We start from the raw sequence: 19,325 nt of genomic DNA, 5'->3' as shown, positions 1-19,325 counted from the left end.
GCATCAAGTCCGGGCCTGACCGGCCACGGGCGTGCTCCGGGGTACCAGCACCGGGTGCCGCCCGTGGCCGGTCGGCGCGGTGGGGCCTCGCGTTCTCCTGGACCGGCGGCGGGTCCGCGTCCGCGCTCCGGGCCGGGCGGCGGCGCCGTAACCTGGGCGGGTGATCAGCACCCTGGCCGTGCAGAACTACCGGTCGCTGCGCAGCCTGGTCGTGGAGCTGGGCCGGCTGACGGTGGTGACCGGGGCGAACGGCACCGGCAAGTCGAGCCTGTACCGGGCCTTGCGGCTGCTGGCCGACTCGGCCCGCAACGGGGCGGTCGCGGCACTGGCCCGGGAGGGCGGGCTGCCGTCGACGCTGTGGGCGGGGCCGGAGACGATCGGCCGGGCGGTCCGGGCCGGCGAGCACCCGGTGCAGGGCACGGTCCGGCGCGGCCCGGTCAGCCTGCGTCTCGGCTTCGCGGGCGACGATGTCGGGTACGCCGTCGACTTCGGGCTTCCCCCGCCGTCGAAGAACTCGCTCTTCACGCTGGACCCGGAGATCAAGCGGGAGGCGGTCTGGGCCGGGCCGCTGCTGCGCCCGTCGGCGTTGCTGGCCGAGCGGTCCGGGACCGCGCTGCGGCTCCGCGACGGCCGTTCGTGGCGGGCGGTACCGGACGCGGTGCACCCGTTCGACAGCATGCTCAGCGAGTACACCGATCCGCAGCGCGCCCCGGAGTTGCTCACCGTACGCGAACGGATCCGGTCCTGGCGCTTCTACGACCATCTGCGTACCGACGCGGCCGCACCGGCCCGGCAGCCGCAGGTGGGTACCCGGACCCCGGTGCTCGGTCCGGACGGCGCGGACCTGGCCGCCGCGTTGCAGACGATCCGGGAGACCGGTGAACCCGACGCGCTGGCATCCGCCGTCGACGCCGCGTTTCCCGGCAGCGAGCTGGCGATCGGCATCGAGGCCGGGCGGTTCGAGGTGCGGCTGCGCCAGCCGGGCCTGCTGCGGCCGCTGGGCACCGCCGAACTCTCCGACGGCACGCTGCGGTATCTGCTCTGGGTCGCCGCGCTGCTCAGTCCACGCCCGCCGGCGCTGCTGGTGCTCAACGAGCCGGAGACGAGCCTGCATCCCGAACTGTTGCGACCGCTGGCCGGGCTGATCGTGGCCGGCTCGGCGCGTACCCAGGTGGTGGTGGTCAGCCACGCCCGGGCGCTGACCGGCGCGCTGGAGCGCGACGCGGCGGAACTTACCACGGTCGAGCTGGTGAAGGAGTTCGGCGAGACCCGGGTGGCCGGCCGGGGCCGCCTGGACGAGCCGGCCTGGCAGTGGCCGAAGCGGTAGCGAGTTGGCCACAGCCTGCCGCGGGTGTGGTTGTTGGTCGGCGAGTGACCCGAGCGATGGGGAGGCAGTGTCGTGTCGATGCGGGGTACCGCGAGCTATGCCGGGGTGACCGGGCTGCCGCCGATGGTGTCGGCGGCGGTGGCGCTCGCCGAGGAACTGGATTTCGCCTGCTCGTGCCGGCTGGAACAGGGGCGGCTGCTGTCGGCGCTGGCCGCCGGCGCCACCACCAGCATCGGCGAGACCGGTACGGGCTGCGGTGTCGGGCTGGCCTGGCTGGTCGTCGGCCGGCGACCCGGGGTACGGGTGGTCAGTGTGGAGCGGGACGCCGACCGGGCCGACCGGGTGGCCCGGCTCTTCGCCGACGTCCCGGAGGTCGAGGTGGTCTCCGGGGACTGGACGCGCATCGACGGGTACGGCCCGTTCGACCTGTTGGTCCTGGACGGTGGTGGCAACGGCAAACAGGGTGTGCCGGCCGATCCCGAGCGGTTGCTCCGGCCTGCCGGGTCGGTCGTGGTCGACGACTTCACGCCGCTGACCGGCTGGCCGCCGATGCTCGGTGCCGTGCCGGATGCCGCCCGGCTCGGCTGGCTCGACCATCCGGCGCTGCTCGCCACCGAGGTCCGGCTGGCGCCGGACCTCTCCACGGTGATCGGCACTCGTCGCCCCTGACCGGCGCGGCCCTCCCCGGCCACCGCGGCGCCCCGGGGCGCGGGGCGGCACCGCCGTCCGGTGCGCCCGGTCCGACCTCGCCGCTGGTGCGGCGACTGCTGCGACCTCGCCGCTGGTGCGGCCACTGCTCCGACCTTGCCGCTGGTGCGGCCACTGCTCCGACCTTGCCGCTGGTGCGGCGCCCGGTCCGACCTCGCGGCTGGTGCGGCCACTGCTCCGACCTCGCCGGCGGTTGGTGTGGCCACTATGTCGTGCGCTTATCATAAGAGTTAGTCGATGTCTTCGACGAGTGTCATCCGGGCGCCGGGGTCCGCCGGGTGCCGGCCACGAAGGGTCTAGAGTTTCGCCGTGAAGCGCACCTCCAGGGACATCCGGATCGCCAACCGCTTCGAGGTGCTGCGACGGATCATCGGCGCGCCGATGGTGTCGCGGCAGCAGATCGCCCACGACACGGGGCTCAGCCTCGCCACCGCGGCGAACCTGATCGGTGAACTGCTGGAACTGGGGCTGCTGGTCGAGGTGGGTTACCAGGACTCCGGTGGCGGCCGGCCCCGGGGCGTGGTCTCGGTCAACCCGGCCGGCGGCGCGCTGGTCGGCATCGACGTGGCCGAGACGTACGTGCACGTCGACCTCTTCGACGCCGGGCTGGGAGTGCTGGCCAGCGTCGAGGAGGAGCTGCACCCGACGGAGAACCGGCCCGAGCAGGTGGTGGCGCACATCGCCTCGGCGGTCGGGGCGGCGTTCGCCTCGGCCGGCGTCGACCCGGAGCGGGTGCTCGGGGTCGGGGTCAGCGTGCCGGGTCAGGTCGACCGCGAGGGCGGGGTCTCGGTGTACGCCCCGAACTGGGACTGGCACGACGTACCGCTGCGCAACCTGCTGGCCGGTTCGCTGGATCTGCCGCTCTATCTGGACAACCCGCTGCGCGCCTGCGTGGTCGCCGAGCTGTGGTTCGGCGCCGGCCGGGGGCGCGACGACGTGGTGGTGGTCAATCTCGGCACCGGAGTCGGCGCCGGGCTCGCCTTCGGCGGTGCGCTCTACCGGGGCGCGACCAATAGCGCGGGGGAGTGGGGGCACACCACGCTGGTGGTCGACGGGCGGCTCTGCCACTGCGGCAGTCGCGGCTGCGTCGAGACGTACGTCGGCGCCCCCGGCATCATGCAGACACTGCGCGACCTGGCGCCGAGCAGTCCACTGCTGCACCCCGAGGACCAGACCGCGACCATCGAGGCGCTCGCCGCCGGGGTGGCCGCCGGCGACCCGGTGGCCGCCAAGGTGGTCACCGAGACCGCCCGCTATCTCGGCGTCGCGGTCGCCGACCTGGTCAACCTGGTGAACCCGGAGGTGATCGTACTCAGCAGTTGGGTCGCCGCCCGGCTCGGCGAGGCGCTGCTGTCCGAGGTCCGGGCGGTGGTGGCCCAGCACGCGCTGAGCCGGCCGCTCGCCGCGACCGAGATCACGCTGTGCCGGATCCCCGGCAACCCGGTCAGCCTCGGCGCGGCGACCTTCGCCCTGAAACGGTTCCTCGCCGGCATCGGCACCACCGCCGGGGGCCTCATCCGGCAACGCTGACGTCCTCCGGCCGCCGTACCCGTGCTGTGAGGCGGCTGTCGGGGTCCCGGCGCGGGTCGACGCCGACAGGTGCCTGGAGAGACCTACCAGCATTGCGGATGCCTGCGCCGGACCGCCTCGATCCCGGGTGGCGGAGCGGTCAACACCGGCACCACGCCGGCCCCGGCGGCCAGCCCGGTGAGCAACCGCCCGAGGTCGGCGTCGGCCAGGTGGTTCCGAGGTCGGGCGAGGCCGGGCAGGGCCGGGAGATCGAAGGCCATGCCCGGATCGTCCGACCTGGACGATCTGGGCGTCAACCGACCACAGGGGCTTATTCTTTGTCCTTGACGAAGTAGTTTCAGAATCCTAGGCTACGGCTCACCCCAGCGACGCCATCCACCGACTCCGATGCACGCGGCTGCTGTCAGCGCGCGAGAAGGAAGGCGCACCATGAGCGGTCCCCATCCCGGCCTGTCCCGACGGCGCTTTCTCGGCGGCTCGCTGCTGGTCGTCGGCGGCGCCGTGCTGCCCGCCTGCCAGTCCGACCCGATCGGCGGCGGCGCGGGATCGGCCAAGGTCACCCTCAACCACTGGTACCACGAGTACGGCGAGCAGGGCGCCCGGGAAGCCGCCCTGCGCTACGCCGCCGACTACACCAGGCAGAACCCGGACGTCGCGGTCAAGGTGACCTGGGTGCCGGGCGACTACAAGACGAAGTGGCAGTCGTCGGTGCTCACCCCGGAGGGCCCCGACGTGTACGAGATCAACGAGGTCACCCCGGACATGGTGGCGCAGCAGCAGGTCGCCGCCCTCGACGACCTCCTCGGGTCGGCCAAGGCGGAACTCAATCCGCACGCGCTCAGCCCGCTGACCCACGGCGGCAAGGCGTACGGCGTACCGATGATCATCGACGTGATGCTGCTCTACTACCGCAAGAGCCTGCTCGCCGCCGCCGGAGTCGCGGCACCGGCCACCCTCACCGAACTGGTCGGCGCGGCCGAGGCGCTCACCAAGGGCAAGACCAAGGGCATCTTCGTCGGCAACGACGGGCTCGCCGGCATGCGCATCCCGCTGTCGTTCTCGGTCGGGCAGAGCGTGCTGACCGACCGCAGGGTCAGCTACGCCACCCCGGAGATCGCCGACGCCTTCGCCGTCGCCCGCCGGATGTTCACCGAGAAGTCGATGCTGCTCGGCTACGCCACCGAGTGGTACGACCCGGGCGCGCTCATCACCGGCGCCACCGCGATCGCCTGGGGCGGGCTCTGGGCGCTGCCCCGGATCAGCAAGGAACTCGGCGACGACTTCGACCTCGTACCGTGGCCGGCGCACGGCCCGACCGGCAAGCCGGTGGTGATCCTCGGCGGCTGGTCCCAGGTGGTCAACGGCAAGAGCAAGCACGTCGACGAGGCGAAGAAGTACGTGCAGTGGCTCTGGTTGCACAACAACGAGGTGCAGCAGGACTGGGCACTCAGCTACGGCTTCCACGTGCCGCCCCGGGCCGGGCTGGCCGCCCAGGCCGAGCCGTTGCGGACCGGGCCGGCGAAGAAGGTCGTGGACCTGCTCAACCAGTACGGCACCCGGACCACCGCGCTGTGGGCGCCGACGGTCAGCAAGCCGTACGACGACGCCGCCTCCGACATCATCCGCAAGAACGCCGACCCGCTGGCGACGCTGACCGCCGCGGCGGGCCGCTCCCAGGAGGCGCTCGACAAGCTGCCCGCGGTCTGAGGGCGAGGTGTCCGTACGTACCGGTCCGCCGGAGACCGCCCCCGGCCCGGCGGTCCGGCCGGCGCCCGCGCCGCCGGGGCGCCGCCGGGTGGACTGGTCGGCCTGGCGGGCCTTCGCCCTGCTGACCGCACCGCTGCTGATCGGGCTGCTGCTCTTCAAGTACGTCGCGATGGGCTGGGGACTGCTGCTCAGCTTCAGCAACGCCCGGGGCACCATCGCGCTCGGCGACTGGGCGGGGCTGGCGAACTACCGGACCCTCTTCGGCGATCCGCGGTTCCGCACCTCGCTGTCGATGATCGTGGTCTTCACGCTGGTGATCGTGCCGCTCACCTTCGCGATCGCGCTCGGGCTGGCCGTACTGGTCAACCGGCTGCGCCGGGGCCGGGCGCTGTTCCGGACCGCCTTCTTCCTGCCGGCCGCCGTCTCCTACGTGGTCGCCTCGCTGATCTGGAAGATGAGCCTGTTCAGCGGGGTACCGTCCAGCGCGGCCAACTCGCTGGCCGCCCTCATCGGCCAGGAGCCGACCGCGTGGATCGCCACCGTGGACCCCCCGCTGTACTGGGTCGTGCTGGTCACCGTCCGGCTCTGGTTGCAGATCGGCCTCTACATGATCCTGTTCCTGGCCGGGATGCAGGAGATCCCCGGCGAGCTGTACGAGGCCGCCCGGGTCGACGGGGCGGCGAGCCAGTGGCGGCTGTTCCGGCACATCACCTTCCCGCTGCTGCGTAACACCTCGGTCGCGGTGACCCTGCTGCTGGTGATCGCGGCGTTCCAGGCGTTCGACGAGTTCTACAACCTGCTCAGTACCGGCCTGGCCGGCGCGCCCGGTCCGGACGGCCGCCCGCCGCTGGTCTACCTCTACGACGTCTCGCTGGTCCAGCAGGACTACGGCCTCGGCTCGGCGGGCGCGTTCGTGGTCACCCTGCTGATCGTGCTGGTGACCCTGGTGCAGGGCCGGCTGGTCGGCTTCGGCCGAGGGGACGGCGAATGAGCGACGAGGGCCTCCCGCGCCGCCGCGCCGCCCGGCCGACCGGTCGGGCCCGGATCGGCAGCTACCTGGCGGCCGTCGTCTTCGCGGTGCCGTTCCTGTTCCCGTTCTATCTGCTGCTGCGCAACTCGTTGATGAGCCAGGCCGAGCTGGGCGCCCTGGAGTGGCGCTGGTGGCCGGAACGGATCGACCTGACCGGCTTCACCGACGCGTTCGACAACAGCACCGCCCCGCTGGGCCGGGCACTGCTCAACTCGGCGCTGGTCGCGATCATCTCGGCCCCGGTCGCCACGCTGCTCGCCTCGATGGCCGGATACGCGGTCGCCCGGATCCGGGTCGCCGCGGCACGGCCGGTCTTCCTGCTGGTCGTCGCGACCATGATGGTGCCCGGCGCGGCCACCTTCGTGCCGACCTTCGTGGTGGTCGGTTCGCTGGGCGGGGTGAACACCCTGTGGGGGCTGATCGTGCCGGGACTGTTCAACGCCCTCGCGGTGCTGCTGTTCCGTGGCTTCTACCTGCGTTTCCCGCAGGAGATCGAGGATGCGGGCCGGATCGACGGCCTCGGCCACCTCGGCGTCTACCTGCGGCTCGCGCTGCCCAACTCGGCGGGCCTGCTCGCCGCGCTCGGCGTGCTCTCCTTCATCGAGCACTGGAACTCGTTCCTCTGGCCGCTGGTGATCGGGCAGGATCCGGCGCTCTGGACCGTCCAGGTGGCGATGTCGACGAACCTCACCGCGCAGGCGATCAACCTGCCGGCGCTGTTCGCCAGCGCGGTCGTCTCGGTCGTCCCGCTGGCCCTGGTCTTCCTGGCCGCCCAGCGCTGGATCGTGCGCGGCATCATGTCGACCGGGATCAAGGGCTGACCCAGGCCCCGCCGTAGGCGCGGCCCGTCCAGGGTCAGTCGCCTCCGCTGCCATGGGGATCGCCATCACTTCGATGTCCGGAAATGTGTGACGCCACGCCATGTCGGCGGTTCGTCCCAGGGTCGTAACGTCGCGGCAACTTCAGCGTGATCCAGCCCACACCACCGCCGGAGGCTCACCATGCGCCACAGACCCGTCCTGGCCCGCCTCGTGCGGGCCGCCCTCGTGCCCGTACTGGCCGCGGTGGGCGTACTCGCCGTCGCCGGGCCCGCCGGGGCCGCCACCTTCGGCCAGGTGACCGGCTTCGGCTCCAACCCCGGCAACCTCACCATGTACGCCTACCGGCCGGACAACCTGCCCGGCAACGCCCCCGCCGTGGTACTGCTGCACGGCTGCGCCCAGAACGCCAACGGCTACTTCAGCAACTCCGGCTGGCGCAAGTACGCCGACCAGTGGGGATTCGCGCTGATCGTGCCGGAGCAGAAGTCGGCGAACAACTCCACCTCCTGCTTCAACTGGTTCGAGCCGGGTGACACCGCCCGGGGGCAGGGCGAGGCGCTCTCCATCAAGCAGATGGTCGACCACGCCCGGAGTACCTTCGGCATCGCCGCCAACCGGGTGTACGTCAGCGGGCTCTCCGCCGGCGGGGCGATGGCCGCGGCGATGCTCGCCAGCTACCCGGACACCTTCGCGGCCGGCTCGATCGTCGCCGGCATCCCCTACCGCTGCGCCACCAGCATGGTCAACGCGTTCAGCTGCATGAACCCGGGTGTCGACCGGAGCCCGGCGCAGTGGGGCGACCTGGTCCGCAACGCGTACCCGGGCTACTCCGGTGCCCGGCCGAAGGTCGCGATCTGGCACGGCACCGCCGACTACACCGTCGGCACCGCCAACAGCACCGAGTCCCGTGACCAGTGGACCAATGTGCTCGGCGTGTCGCAGACCCCGACCGGCACCTCCAGCCTGCCCGGCGGCACCACCCTGGAGACCTACGGCGCCGACCAGGTGCGCCTCTACCGGGTCGCCGGCATGGGGCATGGCACTCCGGTCGACCCGGGTTCCGGGGCCGAGCAGTGCGGCACCGCCGCCGCGTACTTCCTGGACACCATCTGCTCGGCGTACCGGGACGCGCTCTTCTTCGGCCTCGGCACCGACCCCGGCGACCCGGGCGACCCCGGCGATCCCGGTGACCCGGGCGAGGATCCGGTCTGCGTCACCGCCAGCAACTACGCCCACGTCCAGGCGGGCCGCGCCTACCAGTCCGGCGGGTACGCCTACGCGCTCGGCTCGGGCGCCCGGATGGGCCTCTACAACGTCTTCGCCACCACCACCCTCCAGCAGACCGGTCCCGCCCACTGGGTGATCGGCTGCTGAACGGGCGTGGCCGGTGCCGTCCCCCGGGCGCCGGCCATCCGGTGGCTCCGGCCGTCCCGACGCGTCCGGAGCCACCGGGCCGGTGACTCAGCCGGCCCGGTCGCCCTCGCGCAGCTCCTGGGTCAGGTTGACCAGGTTGCCGTCCGGATCGTGCAGGTGGACCACCCGCTGGCCCCACGGCATGTCGTTCGGCGGGCTCAGCACCCGACCGCCGAGTGCCGCCACCTTGTCCAGCAGCCCGTCGACGTCCGGCACGGCAACACTGATCGCGATCCGCTGCGGTGCCGACAGGTCGGCCCCCGCCTCGCTCACGAGTCCGAGGTCGGAGTCGCCCAGCCGCAGGAAGACGTAGAAGACCGGCCCGTCGTCCGGGAACCGGCGTACCTCGACCGCACCGAGCAACCGCTGGTAGAACGCCAGCAGGCGGGGCAGGTCGGGGGTGGCGATGATCGGCTGCACGGTTGTCACGGCAAGCTCCTCCGGTGTCCGTCGTACCACTGTCGTCAAGGGGTACGGGCCGGGAAGCCGGAACTCATCGGTCAGCCGGTCGCACCTCGTCCGGCGGCCCGAAGAGGGTGACCAGCCGATCGGCGTCGAGAAACGTGGTGACACCGGCCACCAGCCCGTCGACCACGTCGAGCAGGACCAGCCCGAACGGCAGATAACCGCCATCGGGAGCCGGCCGGAGCTGCCAGAACGCCGGGGACCCGTTCGCCGCGACCGGGACGAGGCGGGCACCCGCGCACGACGCCTCCGGATCCAGCAGCGCCAGCCGGATCTGGTCCCGGCCCCGCAACCAGAACCGGAACGGCGGCATCGACATCGTGGCGTCCTCGTGCAGCAGTGCCACCAGCGCCTCGACGTCGTGGCGCTCGAACGCGTCGCAGTACCGGGCGAGCAGGTCGCGCTGGGTCCGGTCGGCCGGCCGGAACGGTTCGCCGGGAGCCTGTTCGACCGTCCGCAGCGTCGTCCTCGCCCGCTGCAATGCGCTGGTCACCGACGCCACCGTGGTCTCCAGCAGTTCGGCGACCTCCGCGGCCCGCCAGCACAGCACGTCGCGCAGGATCAGCACCGCCCGCTGCCGGGGTGGCAGGTGCTGCAACGCGGCGACGAACGCCAGCCGGATCGTCTCCCGGCGTACCGCCAGCTCCCCCGGATCGCCGTGCGTCGGCAGCGCGGCACCGTCCGGGACCGGCTGGACGAAGGTCCGCTCCGGTACCGGTGCACCGATGCCCGGCCCGTCGGCGGCCGCACCGAGGTCCATGGCCAACGCCCGACGCTGCGCGCTGCGGAGCATGTCGAGACAGATGTTTGTCGCGATGCGGTAGAGCCAGGTCCGCAGCGACCCGCGCCGCTCGTCGTACCGGTCGAACGACCGCCAGGCCCGCACCAGTGTCTCCTGGACGGCGTCCTCGGCCTCGAACCCGGAACCGAGCATCCGGTAGCAGTAACCGGTCAGCTCGGTCCGGAACGGCTCCAACCGGGACGTCTCCGCGTCCAGGCCGGATGTGCCCAGGCTCGTCTCCACCACCCGTCCGACCCTACCCAGCCCGACCGGCAGCGCCGTGACCACGGACCCGGCCGGGGACCGATGAGTTTCCGGCGCCCACCCCGTATCCCCGGGCAGGGCCGCCCCGGGGCCGGTGGCGGCCGGACAGGAGAACAGTCGATGAACGAAGATCATTTTTGGGCCGAGCTGCGGGCGGAACGCCGGGAACAGGTGGAACTGCTCGCCGCACTCCGCCCGGAGCAGTGGGACGCACCCACGCTCTGCGAGGGCTGGCGCGTACGCGAGGTCGTCGCACACACCACGCTGCCGTTCCGGAGCTCGTTCGGGCGTACCGTAGTGGAACTGCTCAAGGCCCGGGGAAGCATCGACCGGATGGCCGACCGGTGCGCCCGGCGCGACGCCGCCGAACTTTCCGCCGAGCGCCTCCTCGGGGCGTTGCGGGACAACATCGGGCACCGCTGGACACCACCGGGTGGCGGCGTGCACGGCGCACTCTCGCACGACGTGATCCACGGACTGGACATCACCGTCGGGCTCGGACTGGATCGCCGGGTGCCACCGGACCGGGTCGGTCTCGTGCTGTCCCGGATGAAGCCGAGGAGCGTCGCGTACTTCGGGGTGGACCTCTCCGGGATCGCGCTGCACGCCACCGATCTCGACTGGAGCTACGGCACCGGTAGCCCGCTCCGGGGCCTCGCCCAGGACCTGCTGCTGGTGATCTGCGGGCGTCGGCTGCCACCCGGCCGGCTCGACGGCGAGGCGGTCGCCCGGTTCTCCGGGCGTCCCGCGCCCCGCTGACCCGCCCCGCCGGCACCGTCGTCCGGGCAGCGCCCACGACGGCCGGGCCTGCCGTGCCTGGCGGAGGGATCAAGCCTGACCGCCCGGAGCCAGGCACGGCAGGCCCGGCCGACCACCCGGACCACAGCGATGCCGCCGCCATCGCTGTAACCGCCGGTCACCGTCGCGCTCACCGTCGCCGTGACACTCGCCGTGCCAGCCGTCGCCGTCGTCGCCGTTGCCGTTGTTGTTGTTGTCGTCGTTGCCGTTGCCGTTGCCGTTGTTGTCGTCGTCGCCGTCCCGGTCAACGCTGCCATCGGCCAGGGGCCACCAGCAGCGAATTGGCCCGGCCGGCACCGGCGCGACCGTCGGTAGCATCGGGCCTCCCGTCGGCAGCGCAACACCGCCACCGACCACATCTGACCAGGGAGAAGCCCGTGCGCGACGCCTTCGCCGAGTTGTCCACCCCGCTGGTGGCCGATGCCTGCGTACGCCTCGGTGTGCCGCTGCGGGTCGCCCGGCCCGGCATCGCCGCGGTCGTACCCGGGCAACGGCTCGCCGGGCGCGTGCTGCCGGCCCGGCACTACGGCAGCGTGGACGTGTTCCTGGAGGCGCTGGGCGGTGCCGACCCGGACGACGTCCTGGTCGTCGACAACGGCGGGCGCCTGGACGAGGCGTGTGTCGGCGACCTGGTGGTGCTGGAGGCCCGAGCGGCCGGGCTGGCCGGCCTGGTTGTCTGGGGCCTGCACCGCGACACGCCGGAACTGGTCGAGATCGGGCTGCCCGTCTTCAGCTACGGCAGCCATCCACCCGGTCCGGTACGCCTGGACGAACCCGAGCCGGCGGCGCTGCTCAGCGCCCGGTTCGGTACGCACTCCGTCGGCACGGCGGACGTCGTCTTCGCCGACGACGACGGGGTGCTGTTCGTGGCCGCCGAGCGGACCGAGGAGGTGCTGACGACCGCGCACCAGATCCGGCGGACCGAACGCGACCAGGCCGACCGGATCCGGGCCGGGCAGTCCCTGCGCGAGCAGACCCGCTTCGCCGACTACCTAACCCGACGCGCCACCGACCCGGCGTACAGCTTCCGCCGACACCTACGCCGGGTCGGCGGTGCCGTCGAGGAGTAGGCCACCGGTCGGCGGTGCCGTCGAGGAGTAGGCCACCAGGTCAGCGGCGGCATCGAAGATCAAGCCACCGGCCAGCGTCGCCATCGAGGATCAGTCCACCAGGTCGGCGTCGACGAGCCGGGCGAGGCCCGAGCGTCCGGGAGGGCCGCCAGGCGGTCGCTGTTGCGACGGGTTGGCACCTGCTTCGTTGTCGCGTGCGTACATGAGCACGTAACCTCTGCGGAGGCGGTCGCGTCGAGGGCCGCCACCGCGGCCGGCCAGCCGGTTCGACAGGGAGGGGGCAGCGGCGCATGAGCGACAGCCACGACCACGGTCCCGGACACGAGCACCCGCACACCCCGCGCCAACACCACCACCAGCAGCAGCACCCCGGGCAGCACTTGCAGCACCCCGGGCGGCACCCGCAGCACCATGGCCACGGCCACGGCTACGACCCGACCGGGCACCATCCGCACGAGCCCGATCACACCGGCCGGTGGCGCGGACTACGGCACCGTCTCGGGCATCTGCTCACCCCACACACGCACGACACCGCCGACAAGGTCGACACCGCGCTGGAGACCTCCCGGGCCGGACTGCGGGCACTGTGGATCTCGCTGGCCGTCCTCGGTGCCACCGCCGGCCTGCAGGCGCTCGTCGTGGCACTGTCCGGTTCGGTGGCGCTGCTCGGCGACACCCTGCACAACGTCGCCGACGCGCTGACCGCGGTGCCCCTCGGCATCGCCTTCCTGCTCGGCCGGCGGGCCGCGACCCGGGCATACACCTACGGCTACGGCCGGGCCGAGGACCTCGCCGGAATCGCCATCGTCGTGACCATCGCCGCCTCGGCGGCCTTCGCCGGCTACGAGGCCGTCCGCAGGCTGCTGGATCCGCAGGACGTCCGGCACCTGCCGTACGTCGCCGCCGCCGCGCTCGTCGGCTTCCTCGGCAACGAACTGGTCGCCCGGTACCGGATCGCCGTCGGACGGCGGATCGGTTCCGCCGCACTGGTCGCGGACGGACTGCACGCCCGCGCGGACGGGTTCACCTCGCTGGCGGTGCTGCTCGGCGCCGGTGGGGCCGCAGTGGGCTGGCGGTGGGCGGACCCGGCGGTCGGACTGCTGATCACCGCCGCGATCCTGCTGGTACTCAAGGACGCCGCGCGGGAGGTCTACCGGCGGCTGATGGACGCCGTCGATCCGGACCTGGTCGACCGGGCCGAGGCGACCCTGCGGGCCGTGCCCGGCGTCCGGGAGGTGGCCGGGGTACGGCTGCGCTGGATCGGCCACCGGCTGCACGCCGAGGCCACCCTCGTGGTCGACGCCGAGCTGACCCTGCTCCAGGCCCACGAGGTCGCCGCCGACGCCGAACACCAGCTCAGTCACGCCGTACCTCGACTGCGCGGTGCCACCGTGCACACCGACCCGGCCAGTCACCCGGGCGACCATCATCACGCCGAGCTGTCGCACCGGCGGCGAAGTCGGGGCGCGGACCGGCCCGAACCGCTGACCTCCGAGGTCCCCGCCCCGGCGGACCGGTCGTGACGGCGGTACGAGCCCGCTGAGCCAGGCCGGCCGGGCAAGACGCGGCAGGCGGGCGCCGTTCGAGGGGGCAGAACCGCGGGCGGCCGGTCGAGGGGGCAGAACCGCGGGCGGCCGGTCGAGGGGGCAGAACGCGGACGGCCGTTCGAGGGGGCAGAACGCGGACGGCCGTTCGAGGGGGCAGAACGCGGACGGCCGGGCAGGGTACCGGAGGCGACCGCCGGGCGGGCCGGCCGACCGGGGACGGCGGAGTCAGGACGGCCGGTCGAGGAGGGCCAACTGGTCCCGGGACTCGGCCGCCTCGGGCACCCCGAGCATCCGGTAGAGGGCCTCGGCCGCACTCCAGTGCGTCTCGGCGCGCCCGCCGTCACCGGCCGCCTGGTACGCCCGGCCCAGCCCGGCGTGCGCCCGGGCCCGCTCGTAGGCGTCCCCGATCTCGGTGGCCAGGCTGAGCGCGGTGCTGTGCTGCGACTGGGCCGGGCCGAGCCGCCCCAGCAGGAGCAGTGTCTCGCCGAGACTGTTGGTGGACGAGGCTTCGCCGGCCCGCTCACCGACCCGGCGCAGCAACCTGAGCGCCTGCTCCACGAGATCCACCGCGGACTCGTGGTCGCCCTGCCGCAGGCGTACCCGGCCGAGGCCGTCCAGCGCGAGCGCCTTGCCGGCCTGGTCGCCGACCGCCTCGAACAGGGCCAGTGCCCGCCGGTGCCGGCCGGCGGCGGCGAGCAGCCGTCCACCGCGCAGGTGCAGGTCACCGACGCTGGTCAGCGCGTACGCCTCCCCGGTCGCGTCCGCGATCCGCCGGCAGAGCACGATGGAGGTACGCAGGTGCACCCCTGCCTCGCGGTAGTTGCCCTGCCGCAGCAGTACGTGCCCGAGGTTGCCGCCGGCCCGGGCCTCGCCGGCCGGGTCACCGGCCCGCCGGCAGAGCAGCAGCGCGGCGCGCAGCGCCTCGGCGGCCTCGTCGTAACGGCCCTGGCGTTGCTGGACGTGCCCGAGGTTGCCCAGCGCCCGCGCCTCACCGGCGCCGTCGCCGTTCTCCCGGCTCAGCGCCACCGCCTCGCGCAGCCGGGCGATCGACGGGGCGTACCGGCCCTGCTGGACGTACATCACGGCGAGCCCGGTCAGCAGATGCGCCTCGGTGACCCGGTCGCCGGCCTCCCGGGCCGCGGCCAGAGCATGCGTGTGCATCCGTTCGGCCTCGGCGAAGTATCCGCCGCTCTCCAGATAGCGCAGCAGGGTCAGGGTCAGCCGTACCGCGTGTGCCGACCGGCCGCGTTCGGCCGCCCGGACCGTCGTCGCCACCAGGGTCGGCCGTTCGGCGTCCAGCCACTCCCGGGCCGCCTGCGGGTCCGGCATCGGCGGCGGCGGCACCGGTGGCCGGTGGACCGGCGCCCTGCGGTGCCGCTCCGCCGGATAGAGCGTGTCGATCGCCGCCGTCGCGGCGGCCAGTTCGTAGTCGAAGAGGCGGTCCAGGGCGGCGTCGGCGGTCGAGGCCGGCTCGTCGGCTGCGGAGCGTTCGACCGCGTAGGCCCGGAGCAGGTCGTGGAAGGTGTACCGGTGGTCGCCGGCCGGCTGCACGAGGTTCGCCCGGGCGAGCGTGTCGAGCAGGTGCCGTGCCGGCTCCGGACCGGTGTCGAAGAGCGCCGCGGCCGCGTACCGGTCGATGTCCGGTCCGGGATGCGGCCCCAGCATCCGGAAGGCGCGTGCGGCGGCCGGCGGCAGTTGCTGGTACGACCAGGACAGCACGGCCCGTACCCCGGTGCGCGGGTCACCGCCGGCGTCGAGCAGCCGAAGCCGCTGCTGCTGGTCGGCGAGTTCGGCGACGAGTACCGCCAGCGGTGCGGTCGGCCGGGTGAGCACGAGTTCGGCGGCGACCCGAAGGGCCAGCGGCAGGTGGGCGCAGCGCTCGGCGAGTGCTGCGGCGGCCGCGGGTTCCCGGGCGACCCGCTCGCCGAGGGTGCGCCAGAGCAGTTCGACGGAGTCGGCGCCGGAGAGCAGCCCGAGTTCGATCCGCTCGGCGCCGTCTCGGGCGACCAGCCCGGCGAGGGTGTTCCGGCTGGTGACCAGCACCGCACAGGAGGCACTGCCCGGTAGCAGCGGGCGGACCTGCTCCACCGACGCCGCGTTGTCCAGCACGATCAGCATCCGCCGGCCGTCCAGTTCGCTGCGGTACCGTGCCGCGCACTCGTCGAGTTCGAACGGCACCTCGGTGCCGGGTACGCCGAGCGCGCGGAGGAACCCGGCCAGTGCCTCCTGCGGCGGCATAGGCCGGTCGACATCGTAGCCGCGCAGGTTGACGTAGAGCTGCCCGTCGGGGAACCGGTGCCGGGCGTGGTGCCCCCAGCGCAGCGCGAGGGCGGTCTTGCCGACTCCGGCGGTGCCGGCGAGCACGACGACGGGGACGGTGGACGGCGCCGGCCGGTCGTGCTGCCCGGACCGCACCAGCAGCCTGTCCAGGGTGGAGAGTTCGGCCGAGCGGCCGCTGAATCCGGGTACGTCGGCGGGCAGTTGCGCGGGGACGGCCGGCGGGTCGCCCGGCCCGGTGCGGGCACCGGTCGCGATAGCCGGGGTCGCCGTCGCCGGCTCGGCGGCCCGCAGCGCATCCCGGTAGGCGGTGGCGAGTTCGGGACCGGGTTCGACCCCCAGCTCCTCGACGAGCCGCTCCCGGGCCTGGCGGTAGACCGCGACCGCCCGGTCCCGGCGTCCCAGCGCGTGGTAGGCCCGGATCAGCAGTCCCTGAGCGGTCTCGTCCAGCGGGCTGCTCGCGGCCACCTCCTCCAGCGCCGGCAGCACGTCGGCGGTCCTGCCGATGGCGATCATGACCTCGCCGTACCGGCGTACCGCCGCCCGGCGCTCCTCGGCCAGCGCGACGACCTTCGGATGCCCGGCGAGCGAGGGGACGTCGACCAGTGGGGCGGCGCGCCACAGCGCGAGTGCCCGCTGCCAGAGCCGGACCGAACCGGTCAGGTCGTCCCGGCGGTGCGCCTCGGCCGCCGCACCGGCGAGTTCACGGAACACGCACACGTCGAGGTTGCGGGCCGGTACGCCGACGGCGTACCCGTCGCCGACCCGGGGCAGGACGGCGCTGGCGGTGTGCGTGCGCCGGTCGGGTTCGAGCAGTCGACGGAGGTTCTTGACGTGCGTCTGGATCACGTTGGTGGCGGTCGGCGGCGGCTCGCCGTACTCCCAGAGCGCGTCGATGATCTCGGCCCGGGGCATCGGCCGGCCGGCGGCCAGCGCCAGCAGGCCGAGTACGGCCCGTTGTCCGGGCGAGGAGAAGGCGATCTGGTGTTCACCGCGCCAGGCGCGTACCGAGCCGAGGACCTCCAGCCGTACCGTGTCGACGCCCCCGTCGCCGGAGTCGCGGAAAGCGCTGACACCGTATGCGCTCTCGCGAGCTACGACCATGCCGCTGTTACCCTTCGGTGCGCTCTGACGAGCACACGATCAGCAGTCCCGCCTTGCGGGGGGACGGTCCCGGTCTGACCGGCGGGTGCCGTGCCGGGTTCACACCTCACGGCCCGCCGCCAACAGCCCCCATGCCTAACAGGGTGGCGTGCGGGTGAAACCGTGGCAAGGGGCGCGATACCGGTAGCGGTCATCCGACATGTCGGCAGCCGCAGGCGTCCGGGCGCCGGGCGCGCCGGGAGAGGGGGCCGCGGAGTGGCCGGTCCGCCGTACCGGCCATCCGATGTTCAGCGGTAGACGCGTACGTAGTCGACGAGCATCCGGGACGGGAACGGCGTACTCGGGTCGACCGGTCCGGGGAAGTCACCGCCGACGGCGAGGTTGAGGATCAGATAGAAGGGGTGGTCGAAGACCCACGGGCCACGGGTCGACTCCACCGTCTCCTTGCTGGCGTAGAAGACCGTCTGGCCGTCCACCTTGAACGTGATGCCCGAGCTGTCCCACTCCGCGGCCCAGACGTGGAAGCCGGCGGAGAAGTCGACCCCGCCCGGCGCCGGGTACTTCTGCCCGTAGCCGCCACCGCCGTTGTACTGCGGTGCGTGCAGCGTCGAGTAGCCCTCCAGGGTGTTCCGGCCGAGCACCTCCATGATGTCGATCTCCCCGTTGTACGGCCACGGCCGTCCGGTGAGGAAGTCGGCGCCCATCATCCAGAACGCCGGCCACAGGCCGTTGCCCTTCGGTACGTGGATCCGGGCCTCGATCCGGCCGTACTGGACGTGGAACTTGTTGCCGGTGTTCATCCGGTGCGAGGTGTAGTCACGCCCGCCGGCGGTCTCCCGGCGGGCCTCGATCACCAGGGCACCGGTGCCGTTCATCGAGGCGTTGTTGTTGTTCGTGTAGTACTGGATCTCGTTGTTCTGCCCGGTGCCGGGGTCGATCGTCCACTTGGCCGGGTCGGGCTTGCTGCCGGCGGCACCGTTGAACTCGTCGCTCCAGACGAGGTTGTTGGCCGGGAAGGTCGGGTCGGGCGGCATCGCCGGCGGTGCCGTCGGGTTGCCACCGGTGCCGTAGACCCTGAACTCGTAGAGCGAGTAGCCGTAGGGTCCGACCCGGGCGGTGCCGTACATCCGGACGTACCGGCCGGTGCCGGTGACGTTCAGCGTCTCCTTGAAGCCCCGGCCACTGGTGGTGGAGTAGATCGGGGTCCAGGTGCTGGCGTTCGCCGAGACCTGGATCTGGTAGGAGGTGGCGTAGGCCGGGTCCCACTGCAACACCACCTGGGTGATGCTGGCGGTGGCGCCCAGGTCGACGTAGATCCAGCCCGGGTCGACCCATCCGGTGGTGGTGCTGGTGGCCCACCGGCTGGCCGGGTCGTTGTCGAAGGCGCGTGCGGGCAGGCACTCGAAGCAGGTGCCGTCGTTCTGGTTGCTGGAGGCGACCGCCGGCTTCTGGTACGACAGCAGCACGCTGCCGCCCGGCGGCGGGGTGGTGGTCGGCGGGGGAGTGGTGGTCGGCGGGGTCGTCGGCCCGCTGCCGGTGTGTACCGCGAACTCCCACAGCGAGTAGCCCCAGGCGGTCGCCCGCGCGGTGCCGTACATCCGGACGTACCGGCCGGTGCCGCTGACGGTGAGGTTCTGCGTCCCGCCCGTGCCGGTGGTGCTGGTGTGCACGGTGGTCCAGGTCGAGCCGTCGGCCGAGGTCTGGATCTGGAACCCGGAGGCGTAGGCGGCCTCCCAGACCAGGGTGACCCCGCAGATCGACTGGGTGCTGCCGAGGTCGACCCGGAGCCACTGCGGGTCGGCGGCGGCGCTGGCCCACCGGGTACCGGTGTTGCCGTCGACCGCGGCCGAGGCCGGATAGGCGGCGGACTCGGTGGAGGAGGCGGTGGCCGGTCGGCCCTGCGCGGCGTTGCCGGTGCCGCAGGCGCTGGTGCCGGTCTCGCCGTACACCTGGAACTCCCAGAGCGACACCCCGTACGCGGTGCCCCGCTGGGTCGCGTTCAGCCGGACGTATCGCCCGGTGCCGGTGACGTTGATCTCCTGGTTGCCGCCGGTACCGGTGCTGGTGCTGTGCACGGTGGTCCAGGTCGAGCCGTTGGTCGAGGTCTCGATCGTGAAGGCGCGGGCGTAGGCGCCCTCCCAGCTCAGCAGGACCCGGCTGACCGGGGTGACGGTGCCGAGGTCGACCTGCAACCACTGCGGGTCGGCGAAACCGCTGGACCAGCGGGTTCCGGTGTTGCCGTCGACCGCGGCGGAGGCCGGATAGGTGGCGGACTCGACCGAGGAGGCGGTGACCGGCCGCCCCTGCGAGAGCAGGGTCTCGGCCGCCCCGGCGGACGTACCGGAGATGGCGAGGTAGCCGGCGAGCAGGGCCGGGATCGCGACGACCGACCCGGCGAGGAGACGCCACCGGTGTGGCCGGGATGGTCGGCGGCGGGGTGGGGACAGAGCGCTGTCCATCAGTGCTCCCTGAGGTGAGGCCCG

Annotated in this window: 16 protein-coding genes; 10 read left to right on the top strand and 6 right to left on the bottom strand. The window is 72.9% G+C overall.

Annotation, left to right across the window (positions count from 1 at the left end):
* The first annotated feature begins 160 nt into the window (after positions 1-160).
* The 3 genes from ACQEVC_RS38185 to ACQEVC_RS38175 all read left to right on the top strand — a co-directional run bounded on the left by ACQEVC_RS38185 (position 161) and on the right by ACQEVC_RS38175 (position 3,565).
* The gene (locus ACQEVC_RS38185) at positions 161-1,327 is read left to right on the top strand and encodes an AAA family ATPase (RefSeq protein ID WP_432888159.1); all 1,167 of its coding nucleotides are present in this window, start codon (positions 161-163) and stop codon (positions 1,325-1,327) included.
* A gap of 78 nt (positions 1,328-1,405) precedes the next feature.
* On the top strand, positions 1,406-1,996 hold the full coding sequence (locus ACQEVC_RS38180; RefSeq protein WP_432888157.1) for an O-methyltransferase: 591 nt from the start codon (positions 1,406-1,408) through the stop codon (positions 1,994-1,996).
* 348 nt (positions 1,997-2,344) lie between these two features.
* Entirely contained in the window at positions 2,345-3,565 is a 1,221-nt protein-coding gene (locus ACQEVC_RS38175; RefSeq protein ID WP_432888155.1) for an ROK family protein, read from the top strand.
* A gap of 83 nt (positions 3,566-3,648) precedes the next feature.
* Here ACQEVC_RS38175 and ACQEVC_RS38170 read toward each other — a convergent pair whose 3' ends face one another.
* Positions 3,649-3,825 carry a hypothetical protein gene (locus tag ACQEVC_RS38170; RefSeq protein ID WP_432888153.1) on the bottom strand — a complete coding sequence of 59 codons (177 nt, stop codon included), beginning with the start codon at positions 3,823-3,825 and terminating at the stop codon, positions 3,649-3,651.
* A gap of 169 nt (positions 3,826-3,994) precedes the next feature.
* On the opposite strand from ACQEVC_RS38170, the gene ACQEVC_RS38165 reads away from it, so the two are divergent.
* From ACQEVC_RS38165 to ACQEVC_RS38150, 4 genes are all read left to right on the top strand, one after another.
* Entirely contained in the window at positions 3,995-5,272 is a 1,278-nt protein-coding gene (locus ACQEVC_RS38165; RefSeq protein ID WP_432888151.1) for an ABC transporter substrate-binding protein, read from the top strand.
* 7 nt (positions 5,273-5,279) lie between these two features.
* Positions 5,280-6,263 (top strand): carbohydrate ABC transporter permease, encoded by a 984-nt coding sequence (locus ACQEVC_RS38160; protein WP_432888149.1) that lies wholly within the window; start codon positions 5,280-5,282, stop codon positions 6,261-6,263.
* A complete protein-coding gene (locus ACQEVC_RS38155) occupies positions 6,260-7,123 on the top strand; it encodes a carbohydrate ABC transporter permease (protein WP_432888147.1) in 864 nt (287 codons plus the stop codon). Before ACQEVC_RS38160 ends, ACQEVC_RS38155 begins: the two co-directional genes overlap by 4 nt.
* A gap of 180 nt (positions 7,124-7,303) precedes the next feature.
* A complete protein-coding gene (locus tag ACQEVC_RS38150) occupies positions 7,304-8,497 on the top strand; it encodes an extracellular catalytic domain type 1 short-chain-length polyhydroxyalkanoate depolymerase (protein WP_432888145.1) in 1,194 nt (397 codons plus the stop codon).
* Positions 8,498-8,584: 87 nt separating this feature from the next.
* Here ACQEVC_RS38150 and ACQEVC_RS38145 read toward each other — a convergent pair whose 3' ends face one another.
* Both ACQEVC_RS38145 and ACQEVC_RS38140 read right to left on the bottom strand, forming a co-directional pair.
* The gene (locus ACQEVC_RS38145; protein ID WP_432888143.1) at positions 8,585-8,965 is read right to left on the bottom strand and encodes a VOC family protein; all 381 of its coding nucleotides are present in this window, start codon (positions 8,963-8,965) and stop codon (positions 8,585-8,587) included.
* A 64-nt stretch (positions 8,966-9,029) separates the two neighbouring features.
* Positions 9,030-10,028, bottom strand: a complete 999-nt coding sequence (locus ACQEVC_RS38140) for a sigma-70 family RNA polymerase sigma factor (RefSeq protein WP_432888141.1) — start codon at positions 10,026-10,028, stop codon at positions 9,030-9,032.
* 138 nt (positions 10,029-10,166) lie between these two features.
* Between ACQEVC_RS38140 and ACQEVC_RS38135 the strand changes: the two genes are divergently transcribed.
* The gene (locus tag ACQEVC_RS38135; RefSeq protein WP_432888140.1) at positions 10,167-10,805 is read left to right on the top strand and encodes a maleylpyruvate isomerase family mycothiol-dependent enzyme; all 639 of its coding nucleotides are present in this window, start codon (positions 10,167-10,169) and stop codon (positions 10,803-10,805) included.
* A gap of 69 nt (positions 10,806-10,874) precedes the next feature.
* On the opposite strand, the gene ACQEVC_RS38130 is transcribed toward ACQEVC_RS38135, so the two are convergent.
* A complete protein-coding gene (locus ACQEVC_RS38130; RefSeq protein WP_432888138.1) occupies positions 10,875-11,162 on the bottom strand; it encodes a hypothetical protein in 288 nt (95 codons plus the stop codon).
* A gap of 59 nt (positions 11,163-11,221) precedes the next feature.
* Between ACQEVC_RS38130 and ACQEVC_RS38125 the strand changes: the two genes are divergently transcribed.
* Complete coding sequence (locus ACQEVC_RS38125) at positions 11,222-11,914, top strand: RraA family protein (RefSeq protein ID WP_432888136.1); 693 nt, start codon at positions 11,222-11,224, stop codon at positions 11,912-11,914.
* A 290-nt stretch (positions 11,915-12,204) separates the two neighbouring features.
* A complete protein-coding gene (locus ACQEVC_RS38120) occupies positions 12,205-13,437 on the top strand; it encodes a cation diffusion facilitator family transporter (RefSeq protein ID WP_432888134.1) in 1,233 nt (410 codons plus the stop codon).
* Between the two features lie 249 nt (positions 13,438-13,686).
* Here ACQEVC_RS38120 and ACQEVC_RS38115 read toward each other — a convergent pair whose 3' ends face one another.
* Together ACQEVC_RS38115 and ACQEVC_RS38110 are read right to left on the bottom strand one after the other, a co-directional pair.
* A complete protein-coding gene (locus tag ACQEVC_RS38115; RefSeq protein WP_432888132.1) occupies positions 13,687-16,842 on the bottom strand; it encodes an AfsR/SARP family transcriptional regulator in 3,156 nt (1,051 codons plus the stop codon).
* A gap of 287 nt (positions 16,843-17,129) precedes the next feature.
* Positions 17,130-19,301, bottom strand: coding sequence for a discoidin domain-containing protein (locus tag ACQEVC_RS38110; protein ID WP_432888130.1), 2,172 nt, complete (start codon positions 19,299-19,301; stop codon positions 17,130-17,132).
* Between the last annotated feature and the right edge of the window lie 24 nt (positions 19,302-19,325).

The sequence above is a fragment of the Plantactinospora sp. CA-294935 genome, from assembly GCF_050936445.1.
Classification (GTDB): domain Bacteria; phylum Actinomycetota; class Actinomycetes; order Mycobacteriales; family Micromonosporaceae; genus Plantactinospora.
This window is presented reverse-complemented; position numbering and strand designations above follow the sequence as displayed.